This window comes from Leptotrichia buccalis C-1013-b, from assembly GCF_000023905.1.
Taxonomy (GTDB): Bacteria; Fusobacteriota; Fusobacteriia; order Fusobacteriales; family Leptotrichiaceae; genus Leptotrichia; species Leptotrichia buccalis.
Genome location: NC_013192.1, coordinates 1,478,690 through 1,496,080, shown reverse-complemented (window position 1 = coordinate 1,496,080; position 17,391 = coordinate 1,478,690). Strand labels below are relative to the sequence as shown.

Sequence of the window (17,391 nt, the reverse complement as noted above, 5' to 3'; positions counted from 1 at the left end):
ATGTGGTACTCTTATAATATAAAAATTAATTTTATAATAAATACAATTATGTAACTATAATTGTATAAAATGGAAAGGACGAAGAAAATGAAAAAATACGATGCAGTAATAATTGGATTTGGAAAAGGTGGAAAAACTTTGGCAGGATTCTTGGCTGGGAAAGGTCAGAATGTGGCTTTGATTGAGAAATCAGATAAGATGTATGGGGGGACTTGTATAAATATTGGATGCATTCCTACGAAAAAACTTGTTGATAGTACAAAAGTTCTTAAAAATAAAGGATTAAGTGGTATTGAGGAAAAAGAGAGATTTTATACAGAAAGTATAAATAATAAAAATACACTGATTGGTGCATTACGTGGAAAAAATTATGAAATGCTGGCTACAAAGGAAAATATTGATATTTATGATGGATTTGGAAGCTTTGCTTCAAAAAATGTAGTTAATATTGAAAGCAATGGAGAAAATGTTCAGATTGAAGGAGAAAAGATATTTATAAATACAGGTTCAACTACAATAATTCCTGGTATAAAAGGGCTTAAAGAAAGTAACCACGTTTATACAAGCACTTCAATTATGGAACTAAAGGAACTTCCTAAAAAATTGACTATTTTGGGAGCAGGATACATTGGGTTGGAATTTGCTTCAATGTATGCTGATTTTGGGTCAAAAGTTACAGTGATTGATTTGGCACAAAGACTCATGCCTAGAGAAGATGAAGAAATCGCTGATAGGGCAAAGGCTATATTTGAAGCAAAAGGAATTAAGTTTTTACTGGAATCAAAAATTGAGGAAATTATTGATAAAAACGGAAAAGGATATGTGCAAATTTCACAAGGAGCAAGCAAGAGCGAAATTGAATCAGACGCAATTCTTGTGGCAATTGGAAGAAAACCTAATACAGAAGGGCTTAACCTGGAAGCGGCAGGAGTAAAAACTGATGAAAAAGGTGCGGTTGTAGTTGATGAAACATTGAAAACGACAGCTGATAACATTTGGGCAATGGGAGATGTGAAAGGCGGACTTCAATTTACATATATTTCTCTTGATGACTTTAGAATAATAAGAGATAACCTTTACAATGGAGGAAATAGAACAGTAAACGATAGAAATGTAATTCCATACAGCGTATTCATAAATCCACCTTTATCAAGAGTTGGAATGACTGAAAGCGAAGCAATTGCCAAAGGATATGAAGTAAAAACAGGAAGACTTGAAGCAATGGCAATTCCAAAAGCAAAAATAGAAGGTGTAACAGATGGACTGCTTAAAGCAGTTATAGATGCAAAAACAGATAAAATACTGGGATGTACTTTATTATGCAATACTTCCCACGAAATGATAAACATTGTTGCAGCAGCTATGAAAGCTGAACAAAAATATACATTCCTAAAAGATATGATATTTACTCATCCGACAATGAGCGAGGCTTTGAATGATTTATTTGGAAGTGTGAAATAAATTGGAAGAATTGATTGTGCTTATATTTTTAAATTTATTAATGCTTTATAGTTTATTTAGATTATTTCTTTGTTTTATAAAAATTTTTAGGAAAAAAGAAATTAAAAAATTTTTATGGGGTGATTTAGTTTTTGGAATAGTGTATTTGCTTTTATGTATAAAAATTTTGGGCAAGGATTTTTTTTCACAAAACCAAGGCTTACACGTAATAGTATGTATTTTGGTTGTTTTATTGTTTATGATAATGAAAAGAAAAAATAACAAGTTCTTGTCTTATGTTGCTTTTTCTTTAGTTTTTATTGATTTGTTAGGATTGATTTATCATGGAAATATGCAATTTTATGGAATTATAGTTTTACAAATACCGATTTTTATAATTGCAAATTTTGTAAAAGATGATAATAGATTAAATAGATATACATATTCAACATTAATAATGGCTAATTTGCTTAATATATCTTCAATTTCACTTAGAACTTTGATGTTGTTGGAAAATATGGGAAGGGTTTAAAAAAGAAGTTAAGCCCCCTTGTGTAAACAAAAAAATAAGAATAAACTAAAGTATTATGGATGTTTAGCGTTATCTTTACTTGATATGACAAATATTTTTATATTGTATGTTGTTTTGATTGCTTATATAGTTTCAGCATTAAAAAAATAATAAATAAAAAATTTCTTCAAATTAAAATCACGGTTATTAAGATTAACTGTGATTTTTTGCTATATACATTTGTGAAAATGTATAAATTTTTTTAGAGAAATGCTTTAGGAAAAAGTATTGATAAATTACAGGTAATACAGTATAATAATATTGTTATATACTTTTTGGATTATGAAATTTCTGCAATAGAAAAAAGATAAAAAAATAAGCCCAACATTAAGGGCTTAAACACAATCGAATTTTACTTTAATATGTTATGCCATATTTTAGATAAAATCAAGATGGAAATTAGAAATTAAAGTAATGTTTTTTAGAAAGGAAAATTTTAAAATGGAAGATATTATTAAAAAAGTAAATGAATTTTCAAAGTTGGCACGTGAGAGGGAATTGACGGAAGAAGAGAAGAAAGAGCGTGAAAAATATAGAAAAATGTATATTGAAAAATTTAAGGAAAGTGTGAGGGGACATTTGGATAGCATTAAGGTTGTTAGAGTGGATGACGATGGAAATCCAATTGATGATGACGGAAATGTTATTGAGCCTGAAGCGTAAATAAAACAGTAATAATAGCATTTAGAGATTAATCTTTTAAAATCTTGAAAGTTGGATTGATGAGATTTTAGTAATTGTTTAAAGTGGATTAGGAAGGGAGTGAGTGGGAATTTATGAAATACGATTTAGTTATATTTGATTTGGACGGAACGCTTATGGATACGTCAAAATCTATTACAAAGACTGTAAATTCAGCGATGGAAGAACTTGGGAAAAAGCAATATTCTGCTAATGAATGTGTAAAATTTGTTGGTGGTGGAGTTTCAGGGCTTGCACGGAATATTTTGGGAAAAGAGAAGTATGAGGATGTAACGAATGAGGAAATGGAAAAAGTTATAAGAAAATATTATGATATTTACTTTGACTATGGTGTTGAGCCTTATGAAGGAATACCTGAATTGCTTGATTTTTTGGAACAGAATGGCGTGAAAAAAGGTATTGTAACAAATAAGGATCATGAAACAGCCTTGTCTGCTGTTGATAAAAAATTATCCAAATGGAAATTTGATGGAATATTTGGTTCAAATGAAAAGGAATATCCAAATAAGCCCAATCCGTATAATGTTGATAAAATGGCAAAAAATTTAAATATTTCAAAAGAAAAAATATTATTTGTTGGAGATATGCTTGTGGACGTAAATACGGCTAAAAATGCTGGAATTGACATTGTTTACTGCAAATGGGGATTTGGTGAAGTAAAAGGCGAGGTTGAAATTGATGAAGATGTGAAGGTTTCTGATGTTCAGGAGATTATTGAGAGAATAAAAGGTGAATAGAGTTTTTAGAGAAATCGTTTTGGTATTTGTGTATTAAGGCGATTTTTTTATTGATTTTTCTTTAAAAATTTTGGTGGATTTTATAATAAAACTGCCTTAAAACCAAACTCAAAAGCTATGACTATTTTACTCAAACTCTAAATTTATATAATTTTTAATAGTTTTATTTTAAATGGGTTTGAGTATAATATCAAGGCAATAAAATTAAATAATGTAGCGATTTGAATAGAATAGTTATAAATTTTTAAAATAATTTAAGTGTATTTTTTATTTAATGGATTATTGTAAAAAAATTTTGGGAAAAGGAGTAATAAAATGCTTAGAAATAATTTATTTGAATATAATTTTTATTAAACATTAAAATATGATATAATACGAAAAACTATTTTTATGAAAGGTAGAAGAAGATGAGAAAATTTAAGATTTTATTTTTGATGTTGATAGCGGTATTTTGCATAAATTCTTGTGCTACATTAGCGACTGCAGCAGCAGTAACATATTTTGGAGGAACAGCGTTGGTGTATGCTTGTGCAGAATATCCAAATAGTTTTTTTTGTAATCCTTTACCAGAAAAACCTGAAACTCCAGAACAAGAGGCAAAAAGAAAGGAGAAAGAAAGAAAAAAACAGGAACAAGCAAAAATTAATATGGAAAAAAAAGAAATTCAAGAAAAAAACTATATTCAAAGTGTAATTTTACGAAAAAGGGAAAATACAGAAGTATTTGAAAATATTTCGATTTTAATGCCTGAAGGACTTGAATTTAGAAGAGTGAAGGAACCGATGGAAACAGATTTCGGAAATATGCTATCAGTTTTGTATGATAAGGAAAAGAAAAGTTATTTTCCTAAAAAATTAGTTGTATTTGAAAGAGGTAAAAAGAATTTTGAAAAGATAGTAAATAATGGAAAAGATGAGAATTATGAAGAATATTATAAAAAACAGAGCGAAGAGTATATTGATAAGCAAATAAAATATTATGAAAAGAAATTAGCAGAATATCCGCTTGATGAATATTATAAAAATAATTTGAAAGAGTACAAGGAAAAAAAGGGGAAAAGCTTTGACATATCAACTAATGTAGAAAAAATAGGTGATAATGCTTATAAAATTACTGAAAAAATAAATAATTTTGGAAGTTCGCAAGTTAAGACAACTTATGTAAAAATATTAAAAGAAGGGGTTTATATCATAGGTGATAGTGATACTAAAGATATTTTTGAAGGAATTTTTAAAAATTGATAGAAGGGTGTGTAAAATTTACACACCTAATTTTCTTTTGAGGAAATTTCGCATTTTATATCAGAGTTTGCTTCCTTTATTTTTTCAATTAAATTTCTAGCTTCTTTTCTGCTTTCTTCATCGAGATTTTGAATATCATAGGAAAAATCCAGTTCTTTTCCAGTTTCGCCATAATTGCAGTTATTTATGCTAATATAAATTGGCAATCCATATCCAGTTTTTAAATCAACTAAATGATAATTGAACTTATACATTTTTGCATTTTCTTTAATTTCAGTATTTTCAGGGATAGAAATTTCTATTTTCCAAATTTTTCCTTTTCCACTTATTTCACGACTACTGGTATTTTTAAGAGCCATCAAAACTCCCTGCTTGTATTTTTTATTTCTAATGGCATATTCTCCATCTGATTTTTTAGACTGGTTAGTTTTGTTCATTTCCCTGATTCCTTCATTTGCAGTATGAAGGACGGCATATCCAGCTATTATCTCGCAGGAATTTAATATTAATGGTAAAGTGAGTAATAATACAATTTTTTTAATCATTTTTTCTCCTTCAAATTTAAAAAGATAAGAATTTAATAAAGTATAACTCAATTTACTTAATTTTTCAAGATTTACAAAATTTACGACAGAGTAAAAAATATAGGGGCAAATAAATTTAATTAAATTTCAAATTAACAAAAAAGAGGAAACCAGCTACAATATAATCGCCAAATCCTATTGAAAGGTGGTTTCCTCTATGATTAGAATATCAAATTTTTCTTCACTTGTAAAGACTTTTTTTAAAAATATTTTTTCCTTCAGACTTCCGTTTGAGCAGCAGTTTAAGCTGTTTGTCACAAAAGCTTTTGAAACGCTGTTTAGAGTTTATGTCAAAAGAGTTGATGATTACTTCTTTCATTCCGACGAAAGAAAAAATAAGTTTAAAAGCAAAGGATTTGTTAAAAGAACTGTTATCACTGCCTTCGGGGATGTAACTTTTGAACGTCGAAAATATGTAAACAAAAAAACAGGCATTCATTATTACATTGATGAAAAAATTGGACTTAAACGGTATAGACGGCTTTCTGAGGAAATGATTTTTACTATACTTTTTGAATATCAATATACTACAGCTTCATTTCTTGCAAAAACTTACGGTGTTTCAAGGGCTACCGTGTATAATCTTGTCAATTCTTTTCAAATGCCAAAACTTAATATTGAAAGATTTGAAAGAGATGACAATTCGCCAGTATATATGGAGTTTGATGAAGATCATATGAAGTGTAGAAGAAGTAAAAATACATATATGAGGATGGTTGTAATACATCGTGGAATTGAGGAAATCTCCAGAGACAGGAACAAACTCATTGACAAGCACACAATAATGTTTCCTACATCCGTATCGCTTGAGGAAGTGTCGGAGTATGTACTTAACTATCTTGAAAAAAGATACAATATGGACAAAAAGAAACTAATTGTGAACTCTGATGATAGACAGCTTTGTAAAAGAGCTTGGAATTTACAAGCCAATACACATCTATGACAAGTTCCATTTAGTAAAAGCCATAGCTGAAATTTCTAAAAGGAACAAGGAAATATCAAAAAATCTTTACAAATGGCTAAAGGGAGACGATTTTAAAGAACTTGAGAATTTTTATGAAAATTTCAAGGAAAAGGAGAATGTAAGTCAGAGAAGAAAAGACCAGACGAAGATGCTGTTTAACCAGTATGAGAAGATAAGAAGAATATACACCAAGGAGGACTACATAGGCTCAAGGACGGAAGCCCTAGTGTCCCACGAATGCTCAAGATTTCTATCAAGCAGGCCAAAAGCGTTTTCAAGAAGGAAGATAAAGGCAAGAGCATTATATCACACCTTTTTTGCAAACTATAGAAAAAACAGGGAAAAGGCGTATGAATTGTACTTTAGCGGCAAAAGAACGAGTTCACTAGAAAAGGGAATAGAGATGGAATGCTTGCCAGAAATTATTAATGAAACAGGAAAAAGCACAAATATGCCATATTTGAGAGGAGGAGAATGTCCGATTAGGGAAATTTTGAAAGAAATATCACAAAGTAAAATATTTTAAAAAAAGCAGTCAAAAAAGATTTGTTGTGGTATTTAATGACTGCCCCTATATTTTTTACTCTGTCAAAATTTACAAAAATCAAAATTGTATTTCTAAAAGAAATTTGATATACTTATTTTATAAACTTGAGATAATAAAAGTTAAATAAATAAAGGGTTTTGGGGAAATAATCATAATTTTTAAGTTTTTTTAAAATAATAAAGTTAGGTATGAAATGAGAATAGCTAGAGGATAAAAAATGGAAAAAATTGATACGGAGAAGACAAAAATGGATAAATTAATAAGAGATTTTGAGAATACAAAATATTTTGGATATATGTTTTTTGTAGAATATGATGGACAGAAATTTGAATCTTTTGATGAAAATCCTAATAAAAAAAGTGTTAAATCAGAATTTAGGAAAATTCTGGAAAATAACAAAATCAAGATTTTTAAAGGTATTCAGCAGGCTGGAAGGACTGATGCAAATGTGAGTGCAAAAGAAAATATTCTTTATATAAATTCCAAAGGGATAATTGATTTTTCAAAATTAAAATTTTTGGAAACAGAAGGGCTGAAAATCAATAAAATAGTGAGAACATTGCCGTTTCTTGAATTTCCACAAATGATTGAAAAAAGATATTATATTTATGAATATCCAAAAAAACTTAGGAAAAACGATGAAGAGAGAATAAATCAGATTTGTAAGAAAGTATCTGGGAAAAAAAATTTTTACGAATTTACTTCGGAAAAGGGGAAAAAATTAAAAAACCATAGAAGAGAAATTTTTGTGAAATATGAAAATGATAAGCTGTATTTTGTAGGAGATGGATTTTTACCACAACAGGTGCGGATTATGAGCAATTTTATTTTAAATAATACAAAGTTTGATATTGAAAAATTAACTGATGAAAATTTTGAAAATAGGAAATTGGGGATAAAAGATAAACCACTTGATGGGAAATATTTGACACTTATGAAAGTTGATTTTTCAGAGGAATTGGAGAAAATTAGTTTTTTTGATGTGAAAAATATTGAAGAATTGATAAATTTGAAAAAGAATAATAATGAAAATTTGGAAATAGGAAATTCTAAAATCAAAATAGACGATTTGAATGAACAATTAAAAAGCATTGATAAGGTTAAAAAAATTGAGAGAAATAGTTATTTTACGGTATTTTTCGTTGAAAAGAAAGATAAAGGAGAATTTATTGGGAAAAGAGGGAAAAATATTAGGAAGTTAAAGAAGATTTTTGGAGATATAGTTGTAAAAGAGATTTGAAAAAATTGAAAATATTTTATAGATTATGTAGAAATTTATTGTTTTTAAAAGTTTTTAGATACTGTTTATAGAAAAATATCGAATGATGAAATTTGATAACAGGATATTAATATATTTTGTCAGAAAATGTAGAAAAATAAGAAAAATCAAGATTAGGAAAAGAGTGAGAAAATGTATATAATTAGAAAAGCAATGGAATATTTTAAACCGAAAATTAACAAGGCTTATATGAATGAGGCTTTGAAAAAATTGACAGAAAAAGAAAAGAAAATATTTTTGGAAATGTCTGATTATGATAAGTTTCATTCGCTTGAAGTTTATAAAAAAATAAAAAAAACAGAACTAAAAAATAATGAGAAATATTTAAAATTGGCACTTCTGCACGACTGTGGAAAAGAAAATGTGTCGATTATAACGAGAGTTTTGCATAAATTAGGATTTAAAACGCAGTTGCAAAATCACGCACAAAGAAGTTTTGAAAAGCTGGAAAAATTAGATGAGGAAGTAGCAGTTTTGGCGAAAAATCATCATAATAGAGATTATTCGCAGGAAATGGACGCTTTTCAGGAATGTGATGATGAGAGTTAAGAAATTGATGAAAAATTTTTAGAAAAGAGTGATTTTATGGAAGACAAGTATAAAATGACATTGGAGGAGAATATTTTTGTTGCGAAAAGAAATATAGTGGATTCAATTTGGAAATCGGCAAATCTGGAAGGAATAGCTGTGACTTATCCTCAGACAGAAACGATTTTTCAAGGGCTGGGAGTTCAGAATATTAAAGTTAAGGATATAAATGCCATTGTTAATTTAAAACATTCGTGGGAATTTATTTTGGAAAATATTGAATATCCTCTTGATTTAAACTATATTTGCAAAATTAATCAGCTAATGGGGGAGGCAAATGTAAATCCTTTTCCAGGACAATTGAGATTCTCGGATGTAAGTATGGGTGGAACAGATTGGGAGCCTGAAATTCCAGATAAGAAAAAAGTGAATGATAATTTGAATAAAATTTTGGAAAGTGAAAACTCTGCAACAGAAAAAGCAATAAATTTAATGCTATATTTAATGAGAAGTCAGCTTTTTTATGATGGAAATAAAAGGACAAGCATGATGACAGCAAATCACGTGATGATTCAAAATGGTGCTGGAATTATTTCTGTACCGATAAAACAGCAAGAGAAATTTTTGGAACTGCTTGTCAAATTTTATGAAACTAATGATACGAGTGGAATTAAGGAATTGATTTATAATCATTGCATTGATGGGATAAATTTTAAAAGAGAATAGAATTTTGGGAAATAAAAAATTATATTATAAAAGAAAGAAAATAGATAATTATGAAAGAAAAATATGAAGTTGAAAATGAATTTGAAGATGAAATAGATGTTGAAAATAGTGAAAATGAGGAAAATATTGTTGTTTTGAAGGAAGAGGCAGGGAGCAGGATTGATAAATTTTTGTCGGAAAGGCTCGAGTTGACACGGACACGTATTCAACAGCTTATAAAAGATGAAAATATTTTGGTAAATGAAAAAAAGACAAAGCCTGCTTATAAAATTGAAGAAAATGATACAATAAAAGTTGTAATTCCAGAACTGGAAACTGTTGAAATTAAACCTGAAAACATTGATATTGAAATAATTTACGAGGACAATGATTTGGCAGTTATCAATAAAAAAGCTGGAATTGTCGTACATCCTGCAAATGGGCATTATTCGGGAACGCTTGTAAATGCAATTTTGTATCACATCAAAGATTTGTCAGGAATAAATGGAGAAATCCGTCCTGGCATTGTGCATAGGCTAGACAAGGACACAAGTGGACTTTTAATAATCGCCAAAAATGACAAGGCACATCTAAAATTGTCACAAATGTTTCACGATAAAACTGTAAAAAAAATTTATCTTGCAATTTTAAAAGGAAAACTAAACCAGAAAAGCGGAAGAATTGTAACACAAATCGGACGTGATAAAAACGATAGGAAGAAAATGACTGTAATAAATGACTTAAATTCAGGAAAAACTGCGATTACAAATTACGAAGTAATTTCTCAGACGGAAAAATTTACGCTTGTTAAAGTTCATATTGAAACTGGAAGAACTCATCAAATAAGAGTTCACATGAAACATTTAGGATACCCAATTTTAGGCGACAGTGTTTACGGCAGAACAGACACAGAAAAACGCCAAATGCTTCATGCCTATAAGCTTGAATTTCAACATCCGATTACAGAAGAAAATTTAGAATTTATTGCAAAATTGCCAGAAGATTTTAAAAAAGCATTGAAAAAATGTGGACTGGAATTTGAAACTTTATAAAATAATAAAAAAGAGGAAAAATTTATGTGTAAAGACAAATTAGAAAACCAAAAAAATGAATTAATGGAATTTGACGAAAAATATAATAAGATTGTTGTTGGGGTTGACGAAGCTGGGAGAGGTCCTTTGGCGGGACCAGTTGTGGCTGGAGCTGTAATTGTGATTCAGGATTTTCCAGAATTGCAGGAGATTAATGACTCAAAAAAGTTGACTGAGAAAAAAAGGGAAAGATTGTTTGAAGCAATAGAAAAAAATTGTATCGTGGGAATCGGAATTGCTTCAGAAAAAGAAATTGATGAGATGAATATTTTGAATGCAACATTTCTAGCAATGCGTCGAGCGATTAATCAAGTGGCTGAAAAATCAGCATTTGATATAGTTCTAGTTGATGGCAATCATTTGATTCGTGAGTATGAAGGAGAGCAGGAATGCATTGTGAAGGGAGATAGCAAGTCATTAGCTATTGCGACAGCTTCGATTGTGGCAAAGGTTACAAGGGATAGAATGCTTTGTGAAATAGCAAAAGAATTTCCTGAGTATCAATTTGAGAAACATAAAGGATATGGAACTAAGAAACATAGAGAAATTTTGCTTGAAAAAGGGGCTTGTAGGTATCATAGGAAGACGTTTTTGAAGAAAATATTGGATGGAAGTGAGAAGAAAAAGTAGATTTTTATTTATTTAGTATAAATAAGAAGGTGGAAAGTTTCATATGAAAAAATATTTAATAGAGAAGTTATGGACATTTGAATATGACTACGATATGGCAGTAGTAAAAGAACTAAAAAATAATGACAAAAAATGGAATGTTTCATTTGTAGAATTTGATGTAAAAAATTTTATTAAAGAAGGAGATATTGTCAAAGGAAAATTATTTATGCAATATGTATGCGAAAGTTTGAAAGTGGATAGCGAATTGAGAGCTGTACAGCCTTTTCCAAAATCGCCACATATAGAAGCTGTAGTAAGAGTGGTAAAACATATAAATTCAGATTCTTTACTGCTAGAATCATCTATTTCAGATTCAGAAATTTTAGTTGAATTTGAAAATGATGTGACTTATAAAAAAGATGATGTTATTTTTTTTGAAGGTGAACTTTCGTTTGAATTTTTATAAGAAAATATTTTGAATGAGAATTAAAAAGGAATTTAGGTATGAAAAAATGGGAAGCAGTTGCATTACAAGAATTTTCACAATGGTTTATTATGGATGTAGACGATGATAGAGAATGGATATTTATCGGTATGACATTAGGAAATGCAACCATTAAAGGATACAAAAGAATATTGGATATTTTTTGTAGAAATGATTTACAAACTTTATAAGTGTGATATGATTGAATTTCCACATGAAGAATTTCCAATAAGAATGTTAGTGGGAACTAAAAATTTAGAAGAATTTTATTCTAATTCAATAGAAGAATTTTGTTATTTATTAGCAACTAGATTTGAATACAGAAAAAATGATTATGCTCATGAACCTTATATTTATCCAAAAGAAAAATACAGAGAACTTATAACAAAATATGAGAATGATATGGACTATATTTCTGTCTGGTATATTAATCCAAATAAAATTGATGAGGAAATAGAAAATTTTAAAGTAAATGAAAATTTTGTAAATGAAATTGAGAAAATATTTGAAGAAAGTGGAGTAGAGTGGAAAGATAAGGAAAAATTTTTGGGAAAAGAGAAAATAATAAAATGAGAATACAAATCTTAAAAAATAGTATTTTTTAAAAAGAAAGTTTAGAAAATAGGAGAACTGTTATGATTTTGTGGAAATTAAAAAAATTTTATAGTAAATATTTACTAACTATTTTATTTTTATGGTTATTAAGTTTTACTATAATAAGTTGCTCTAAACCCGCAAATAGAGTTAAAAATGAGGATAAAAAATATCTGAAATTAATATCGTTAGGAGATGTAGAAAGAGATGAAGGTAATTATAAAAATGCTGAAAAATATTATGAGGAAGCAAAAAAATATGATAATGGTGCATATTTAAGTATTGCTTATTTATACTACAATTTTATTGATAAGAATGAAGGTGAAAAGAAATACAAAATTGCATATGATAAAGGAAATTCTCAAGCAGCATATATATTGGGGAGTATTGCTTATAGAAAAGGGAATTTTAATTTGGCGAAAAAATGGTATTTAAAAGGTATTGAAAAAGGCGATAAATTTTCTAACATTGATTTGGGGAAATTATTAATAAGTGAAAATAAAATTGATGAGGCAAAAAAATATTTGTTAAAAGTGGAAGATGGAAATGATGCTGAAGGAATATATTATCTTATGACGATTTATTATAGAGAAAGAAATAAGAGTAAGATTCATAGCTTAAAGGAAAAAATGTTTGGAAAAAATAAAATGAATGGAATAGATGATGAAATAATGTTAAAAATAGACTTGATGTTAGGAAATAAGAATGAAAATAAAAAATTTGAATTAATTGATGAAGCAGATTCCTTGATAAGAATAAATAAATACGAAGAAGCAAAGAAAAAATATGAAAAATTATTAGAGTATGGATTTGAAGGATACTATTTTCTAGGAAATATGTATAAATTTTTAGACAATAATTCAGAAGCTATGAAGTATTACGAAATCGCTTATAAAAAAGGAAATATGGGAATGGCGGCATATAAGATTGGAAATGTTTATGAAGAGAAAAATAATAAATTAGAAGCAAAAAAATGGTATCAAGCAGGAATAAATGCAGGAAATTCACAATCAGCAAGTACATTAGGAATGTTAGAAATATCCGAAGGTAATGAAGAAAAAGCTAAAGAACTATTTTTAAGAGGCATTGAACAGAAGAATGCGGAAGCAATATTAGGAATGATGGGTTATTATCAGAAAAAAGGGAATGATAAAAAAATAAAAGAGTTAGCCAAAAAAATATTAGAGGAAAAAGGATTATTATATAATTCATTAAATTTGAATAATATAGCAACAAAAGTGTTTTTATATGATTAAATAAATTTAAATAAAAAAAGAAGAAAAATTTTCCAGTCTTGAAAAATAAGTGAAAAATTGGTATCATATAATATAAAATTAAAAGAATAAATATAGATATTTATGATACAATATAAAAAAAGGGGATGGGACGAGAAATAGTATGAATAAAAGGGAAATTGGGTTTAAGTATGAGAATATGGCGAAAGAATATTTGATTTTGCAGGGACTTACGTTTGTTGAGAGTAATTTTTATACTAGATTTGGGGAGATTGACTTGATTTTTTTTGAAAAAAAGAGTCAGACGCTGGTGTTTGTGGAGGTCAAATATCGGAAGAATGATTTTTTTGGATCGGCGATTGAGATGGTGACGGAGGAGAAGCAGAATAAGATTCTTGCCAGTTCGCAGATTTATCTTTTGAAAAAAAATTGGGATAAGAATGTGAGATATGATATTATTGGGTTAAATAGGGGCTTTGATAAAATTGAGTGGTTAAAGAATGCGTTTTGAGGTGGTTTTATGAGAAATGATGAAAAATGCTGTAAATGTGGAGCAGAAATATTTGAAATAAAAAAAGTGGCAATTCCAACAAAGAAAGTAGTCGGAACAAAAATTGCAATTGATACATTTTATTTGAAAATATGTAAAAATTGTGGTTATACAGAAATGTACTCAACTAAAATAATTCAAAAAGTTGAAGATCCAGTCGAGAGTTGCTAAAATTTTTACTAAAATAATATTTAATTTTAAGAGTGTTTTATTTAGAAATCGGGATATAATTTCTGGGGAGGAGTTAGTTGAGTACGGCATTGTATCGAAAGATACGAAAAATATTCTGAAAAGTCTAAAAAAATTACGAAAATTAAACAATATTTATTATGTTTGGGATTACAATAAAGAATTTAAGAAACTTATTTTTTCATATAAATACAATCGAAAAAAAATTATGGCAAAATTAATTGCTGAATTAATAAAGGATGAATTTTATTATATTTTAAAAAGAGAAAAGATTGATATTGTTGTAAACGTGCCTGTCAGCAGAAAAAGGAAAAATGAGAGAGGGTATAATCAGGTTGACGAAATTTTAAATTGTCTGAAAGTAAATTATGTTCAAATTGAGCGAGTTAAAAATACGAAAAAAATGGCTGAAATTTTGGATGAAGAGGAAAGAAATAAAAATATAAAAGGTGCTTTTAGAATTTCTGGAAATGTTGATTTTAGAGGTAAAAATATTTTGATACTTGATGATATTGTAACGACAGGAGCTACACTTAGAGAAATAAAAAATAGCATTTTAGAGCAGTTTGCGAATAAAAATGAAAATAAAAATTTTGAAAATAGTATAATAAATAAAAAATTAGTAATATAAAAATAACTGTTTTTTGTCTGGCTGCAGCTAGGGAAATTAAAGTGAATAGAGGAGAAATATGAGTTTATTTAAATTAAAACTGAAAGTTTTACTGTTTTTAATAGGTTCAATTGTTTCATTTTCTGGACAGAATGAAGAATTACAAAAAAATAATGATAATCCAGAAAATTATGAAAATTATTTAATTAGTGCAAAAAAAGAAAATACTTTGAAAAACAAAACTGAAGAAGAAAATAGTGTTAGTAATGAAATAGAAGATGCTGTAAAATCAAATGAATCAATTAAATACAGTCAAAGAAATGATGGAGTCATTGATTTAAATTCACTGGTTCATAAGGAAGATTCTGAATACAGAGTAGCTGACGGGAATAATGTAAAAATTATGTTAAGAACGAAAAATAATGACGTTTATTCTGCAGAAGTTGTTTACAATGGCGGAAAAAAAATGATGCGTGGAATAGGAAATTATGGTGGAAATGAAATCTTTATGGCAGAAGTTCCAAATAGCATTTCAAGCTACTATTTTGTCCTTACGGATGACAAGACAAGATACTATATGGGACGAAATATTTCAAAAGATCCTAAAAATGTAAATAAATTTGAATATTCACGCCCTACTAAGTTGACGCATATTCCTGAATGGGCAAAAGGTTCTGTCGGATACCAGATTTATATTGATTCATTTAGAAATGGCGATGTTGATAATGATGCGATTTTTAATGAATTTGGGACAGATGACTTTTCAGAGCCGTCTGGAGAAATACGTTCAGGAACATCTAAAAGGGAATTGGTTATGGCATATTGGGGTGGAAACGAAAAGCCACAGTTTTCATTAAACGAATGGAACAGTAACTATGAGGAAAAAAGTGAATGGGAAGAAAATACATTAAATGATATGCAGAATTATACACGTTATTACGGTGGAGATTTGGAGGGAGTTATTGAAAAATTAGATTATATTAAAGATTTAGGTGTAGAATATATAATTTTGTCATCACCATTTTATTCGCTTTCAAATCATAAATACGATACGATTTATTTTAATCACGTTGACCCGTATTTTGGAAGTATGGAACAGACTGGAACAGTAAAAGGACTTGATATACAGGCAAAAGTTCACAATAATAATGGAGATATGGAATTAAATTTACTTATTTTCAATCCTGAAACTGATAAAAACTTACTTGATGAAGATTTGCGAGATACAAGAACGTGGGTCTGGACAGATTCCGATTTGCAATTGGCAAGCCTTGTGAAAATAGCTCACCAGAAAGGTCTGAAAGTAGTTCTGGAAGTAGCTCCAGATATTACTTCTAGTAGATTTTTTGCCATAAATAATAAGGAATTTTCAAACTGGTATATGAAAGATACTGTGTTAGATTTAAGCAATCCAGAAGTTAGAAATTATTTTGAAAATTCAATGAAAAAATGGGTTTTAGGACCTGATGAGAAATTTAAACAGGAAATATATGATGATGGAATTGATGGAATCCGTTATGTTTATTATGATAATAAGAATAAGGAATACATCGCAAGTATTACTGAAAATTTGAAAAAATATAAGCCTGATTTGTTAATTACAGGAGAAGTTTCAAATAATATTACAAAAGATATTGAAGATGGAGTTTATGACAGTGGTGCAGATTACAACATTGTTAATAATATTATAAAATATACGGTAAATACTAATCCAAATTACCGTATTGACGGAGTAGAATTTGCAACAAAATTAAATGAAATCTACAATAGATATTCAAGTGCTCGTTTTAATATGACGCAAGTGTTTATAGGCTCGCTTGATACAGATAGAATTTTTAGCGGAATGATAAATCCAAACAGAGTTTATGACAGAAATAATCAGTCAGATCAAGGATACTTGAACATAAGACCTGATTTATATGATGGAACAGCAGTAAATAAGGTAAAAAGAGTAGTTTCAATGCAAATGATGCTACCTGCCACACCAATTATCTATTATGGAGATGAAAAAGGAATGTGGGGAGCGGATTCTCCAAGAAACAGAAAACCAATGCTGTGGGAAGATTACGAGCCTTATGAACCAGAAACTGACAATATCAGCAAATATATGAACAGACTTAGAAGTTTTCCTAATTCTGTTGAAGTGAATGAAGTTCAAAAATGGATTTTGTATCCTGTAAATAGCAATTCTGATATTGAAAATCATTATAGGGCATTACTGAAAATAAGAAAAGAACATAAAAATTTATTTAAAAATGGGAAATTAAGAATCCTAGAAGTTTATAGCGATCCCAAAACAAAAGGACGTGTTGATTCAGAAATAACAGCCTATTTAGCTGACCAGAACAGACGTGCAAAACTGTATCAGGGACGTGATTTCACGCCTGCAAGACCAAATACGGACTTTATTTCCTATGAAATTTCAGCTGGAAATGAATCAATGATAATTGTTGTAAATAATGGTGCAGATGAATACCCATTATCATTGCAAGTGCCAAAATTATTTGGATTTTATAGAAATCAGCTAAATTTAAAGGAAAATTATGCAATTTCTGATAAAAAAATTCAAATTAACGTAAAACCTTATGAAGTCAAGGTTTTATACAGTAATGCAAAAAATATGTTTGATTCATTTAGACAAAATAAAAATTAAAAAATATATGAGGGGCAAAAAGCCCCTTTTTAAAACGTAAATTACACTTTAAATATAAAAAAAATTAAAAAAAGG

19 protein-coding genes and 1 pseudogene are annotated in these 17,391 nt (G+C 28.6%); 19 read left to right on the top strand and 1 reads right to left on the bottom strand.

Features of this window, described 5'->3' with window-relative positions; translation table 11 throughout:
* Positions 1-87: 87 nt before the first annotated feature.
* The 5 genes from LEBU_RS06965 (at position 88) to LEBU_RS06945 (ending at position 4,691) form a co-directional block, all read left to right on the top strand.
* The gene (locus tag LEBU_RS06965; RefSeq protein ID WP_015769636.1) at positions 88-1,461 is read left to right on the top strand and encodes an FAD-dependent oxidoreductase; all 1,374 of its coding nucleotides are present in this window, start codon (positions 88-90) and stop codon (positions 1,459-1,461) included.
* A gap of 238 nt (positions 1,462-1,699) precedes the next feature.
* Entirely contained in the window at positions 1,700-1,972 is a 273-nt protein-coding gene (locus LEBU_RS11885) for a hypothetical protein (protein WP_157859517.1), read from the top strand.
* A 480-nt stretch (positions 1,973-2,452) separates the two neighbouring features.
* A complete protein-coding gene (locus LEBU_RS06955; RefSeq protein ID WP_015769634.1) occupies positions 2,453-2,674 on the top strand; it encodes a DUF896 domain-containing protein in 222 nt (73 codons plus the stop codon).
* Between the two features lie 113 nt (positions 2,675-2,787).
* Positions 2,788-3,450, top strand: a complete 663-nt coding sequence (locus tag LEBU_RS06950; protein WP_015769633.1) for an HAD family hydrolase — start codon at positions 2,788-2,790, stop codon at positions 3,448-3,450.
* A 407-nt stretch (positions 3,451-3,857) separates the two neighbouring features.
* The gene (locus tag LEBU_RS06945; protein ID WP_015769632.1) at positions 3,858-4,691 is read left to right on the top strand and encodes a hypothetical protein; all 834 of its coding nucleotides are present in this window, start codon (positions 3,858-3,860) and stop codon (positions 4,689-4,691) included.
* A 26-nt stretch (positions 4,692-4,717) separates the two neighbouring features.
* On the opposite strand, the gene LEBU_RS06940 is transcribed toward LEBU_RS06945, so the two are convergent.
* Positions 4,718-5,236: a hypothetical protein gene (locus tag LEBU_RS06940; protein WP_015769631.1), complete on the bottom strand. Its 519-nt coding sequence runs from the start codon at positions 5,234-5,236 to the stop codon at positions 4,718-4,720.
* Between the two features lie 196 nt (positions 5,237-5,432).
* On the opposite strand from LEBU_RS06940, the pseudogene LEBU_RS06935 reads away from it, so the two are divergent.
* From LEBU_RS06935 to LEBU_RS06875, 14 genes and pseudogenes are all read left to right on the top strand, one after another.
* Positions 5,433-6,765: pseudogene (locus tag LEBU_RS06935) on the top strand (ISLre2 family transposase).
* A 238-nt stretch (positions 6,766-7,003) separates the two neighbouring features.
* Positions 7,004-8,026 (top strand): pseudouridine synthase family protein, encoded by a 1,023-nt coding sequence (locus LEBU_RS06930; protein ID WP_015769630.1) that lies wholly within the window; start codon positions 7,004-7,006, stop codon positions 8,024-8,026.
* 171 nt (positions 8,027-8,197) lie between these two features.
* Entirely contained in the window at positions 8,198-8,614 is a 417-nt protein-coding gene (locus tag LEBU_RS06925) for an HD domain-containing protein (protein ID WP_015769629.1), read from the top strand.
* Between the two features lie 36 nt (positions 8,615-8,650).
* Positions 8,651-9,319, top strand: coding sequence for a Fic family protein (locus LEBU_RS06920; protein ID WP_015769628.1), 669 nt, complete (start codon positions 8,651-8,653; stop codon positions 9,317-9,319).
* 50 nt (positions 9,320-9,369) lie between these two features.
* A complete protein-coding gene (locus tag LEBU_RS06915) occupies positions 9,370-10,350 on the top strand; it encodes an RluA family pseudouridine synthase (protein ID WP_015769627.1) in 981 nt (326 codons plus the stop codon).
* 24 nt (positions 10,351-10,374) lie between these two features.
* Positions 10,375-11,019, top strand: a complete 645-nt coding sequence (locus tag LEBU_RS06910) for a ribonuclease HII (RefSeq protein ID WP_015769626.1) — start codon at positions 10,375-10,377, stop codon at positions 11,017-11,019.
* 43 nt (positions 11,020-11,062) lie between these two features.
* The gene (locus LEBU_RS06905) at positions 11,063-11,467 is read left to right on the top strand and encodes a hypothetical protein (RefSeq protein WP_015769625.1); all 405 of its coding nucleotides are present in this window, start codon (positions 11,063-11,065) and stop codon (positions 11,465-11,467) included.
* Positions 11,468-11,505: 38 nt separating this feature from the next.
* Positions 11,506-11,676, top strand: a complete 171-nt coding sequence (locus tag LEBU_RS11880; protein WP_015769624.1) for a hypothetical protein — start codon at positions 11,506-11,508, stop codon at positions 11,674-11,676.
* Positions 11,657-12,058, top strand: a complete 402-nt coding sequence (locus tag LEBU_RS06900) for a hypothetical protein (protein WP_015769623.1) — start codon at positions 11,657-11,659, stop codon at positions 12,056-12,058. The genes LEBU_RS11880 and LEBU_RS06900 overlap by 20 nt, the downstream gene beginning before the upstream one ends.
* A 62-nt stretch (positions 12,059-12,120) precedes the next feature.
* A complete protein-coding gene (locus tag LEBU_RS06895) occupies positions 12,121-13,335 on the top strand; it encodes a tetratricopeptide repeat protein (RefSeq protein WP_015769622.1) in 1,215 nt (404 codons plus the stop codon).
* 142 nt (positions 13,336-13,477) lie between these two features.
* On the top strand, positions 13,478-13,825 hold the full coding sequence (locus tag LEBU_RS06890; RefSeq protein ID WP_015769621.1) for a YraN family protein: 348 nt from the start codon (positions 13,478-13,480) through the stop codon (positions 13,823-13,825).
* A 9-nt stretch (positions 13,826-13,834) separates the two neighbouring features.
* Positions 13,835-14,035, top strand: a complete 201-nt coding sequence (locus LEBU_RS06885; protein WP_015769620.1) for a zinc ribbon domain-containing protein — start codon at positions 13,835-13,837, stop codon at positions 14,033-14,035.
* 226 nt (positions 14,036-14,261) lie between these two features.
* The gene (locus LEBU_RS12280) at positions 14,262-14,684 is read left to right on the top strand and encodes a ComF family protein (RefSeq protein WP_238974472.1); all 423 of its coding nucleotides are present in this window, start codon (positions 14,262-14,264) and stop codon (positions 14,682-14,684) included.
* Positions 14,685-14,742: 58 nt separating this feature from the next.
* Positions 14,743-17,316 (top strand): alpha-amylase family glycosyl hydrolase, encoded by a 2,574-nt coding sequence (locus LEBU_RS06875; RefSeq protein ID WP_015769618.1) that lies wholly within the window; start codon positions 14,743-14,745, stop codon positions 17,314-17,316.
* Positions 17,317-17,391: the final 75 nt, after the last annotated feature.

Excerpts from the sequence above, each read along its gene's own strand:
- LEBU_RS06965 (WP_015769636.1), top strand. The coding sequence starts at position 88 with ATGAAAAAATACGATGCAGTAATAATTGGATTTGGAAAAGGTGGAAAA.
- LEBU_RS11885 (WP_157859517.1), top strand. The coding sequence starts at position 1,700 with ATGATAATGAAAAGAAAAAATAACAAGTTCTTGTCTTATGTTGCTTTT.
- LEBU_RS06955 (WP_015769634.1), top strand. The coding sequence starts at position 2,453 with ATGGAAGATATTATTAAAAAAGTAAATGAATTTTCAAAGTTGGCACGT.
- LEBU_RS06950 (WP_015769633.1), top strand. The coding sequence starts at position 2,788 with ATGAAATACGATTTAGTTATATTTGATTTGGACGGAACGCTTATGGAT.
- LEBU_RS06945 (WP_015769632.1), top strand. The coding sequence starts at position 3,858 with ATGAGAAAATTTAAGATTTTATTTTTGATGTTGATAGCGGTATTTTGC.
- LEBU_RS06940 (WP_015769631.1), bottom strand. The coding sequence starts at position 5,236 with ATGATTAAAAAAATTGTATTATTACTCACTTTACCATTAATATTAAAT.
- LEBU_RS06930 (WP_015769630.1), top strand. The coding sequence starts at position 7,004 with ATGGAAAAAATTGATACGGAGAAGACAAAAATGGATAAATTAATAAGA.
- LEBU_RS06925 (WP_015769629.1), top strand. The coding sequence starts at position 8,198 with ATGTATATAATTAGAAAAGCAATGGAATATTTTAAACCGAAAATTAAC.
- LEBU_RS06920 (WP_015769628.1), top strand. The coding sequence starts at position 8,651 with ATGGAAGACAAGTATAAAATGACATTGGAGGAGAATATTTTTGTTGCG.
- LEBU_RS06915 (WP_015769627.1), top strand. The coding sequence starts at position 9,370 with ATGAAAGAAAAATATGAAGTTGAAAATGAATTTGAAGATGAAATAGAT.
- LEBU_RS06910 (WP_015769626.1), top strand. The coding sequence starts at position 10,375 with ATGTGTAAAGACAAATTAGAAAACCAAAAAAATGAATTAATGGAATTT.
- LEBU_RS06905 (WP_015769625.1), top strand. The coding sequence starts at position 11,063 with ATGAAAAAATATTTAATAGAGAAGTTATGGACATTTGAATATGACTAC.
- LEBU_RS11880 (WP_015769624.1), top strand. The coding sequence starts at position 11,506 with ATGAAAAAATGGGAAGCAGTTGCATTACAAGAATTTTCACAATGGTTT.
- LEBU_RS06900 (WP_015769623.1), top strand. The coding sequence starts at position 11,657 with ATGATTTACAAACTTTATAAGTGTGATATGATTGAATTTCCACATGAA.
- LEBU_RS06895 (WP_015769622.1), top strand. The coding sequence starts at position 12,121 with ATGATTTTGTGGAAATTAAAAAAATTTTATAGTAAATATTTACTAACT.
- LEBU_RS06890 (WP_015769621.1), top strand. The coding sequence starts at position 13,478 with ATGAATAAAAGGGAAATTGGGTTTAAGTATGAGAATATGGCGAAAGAA.
- LEBU_RS06885 (WP_015769620.1), top strand. The coding sequence starts at position 13,835 with ATGAGAAATGATGAAAAATGCTGTAAATGTGGAGCAGAAATATTTGAA.
- LEBU_RS12280 (WP_238974472.1), top strand. The coding sequence starts at position 14,262 with ATGGCAAAATTAATTGCTGAATTAATAAAGGATGAATTTTATTATATT.
- LEBU_RS06875 (WP_015769618.1), top strand. The coding sequence starts at position 14,743 with ATGAGTTTATTTAAATTAAAACTGAAAGTTTTACTGTTTTTAATAGGT.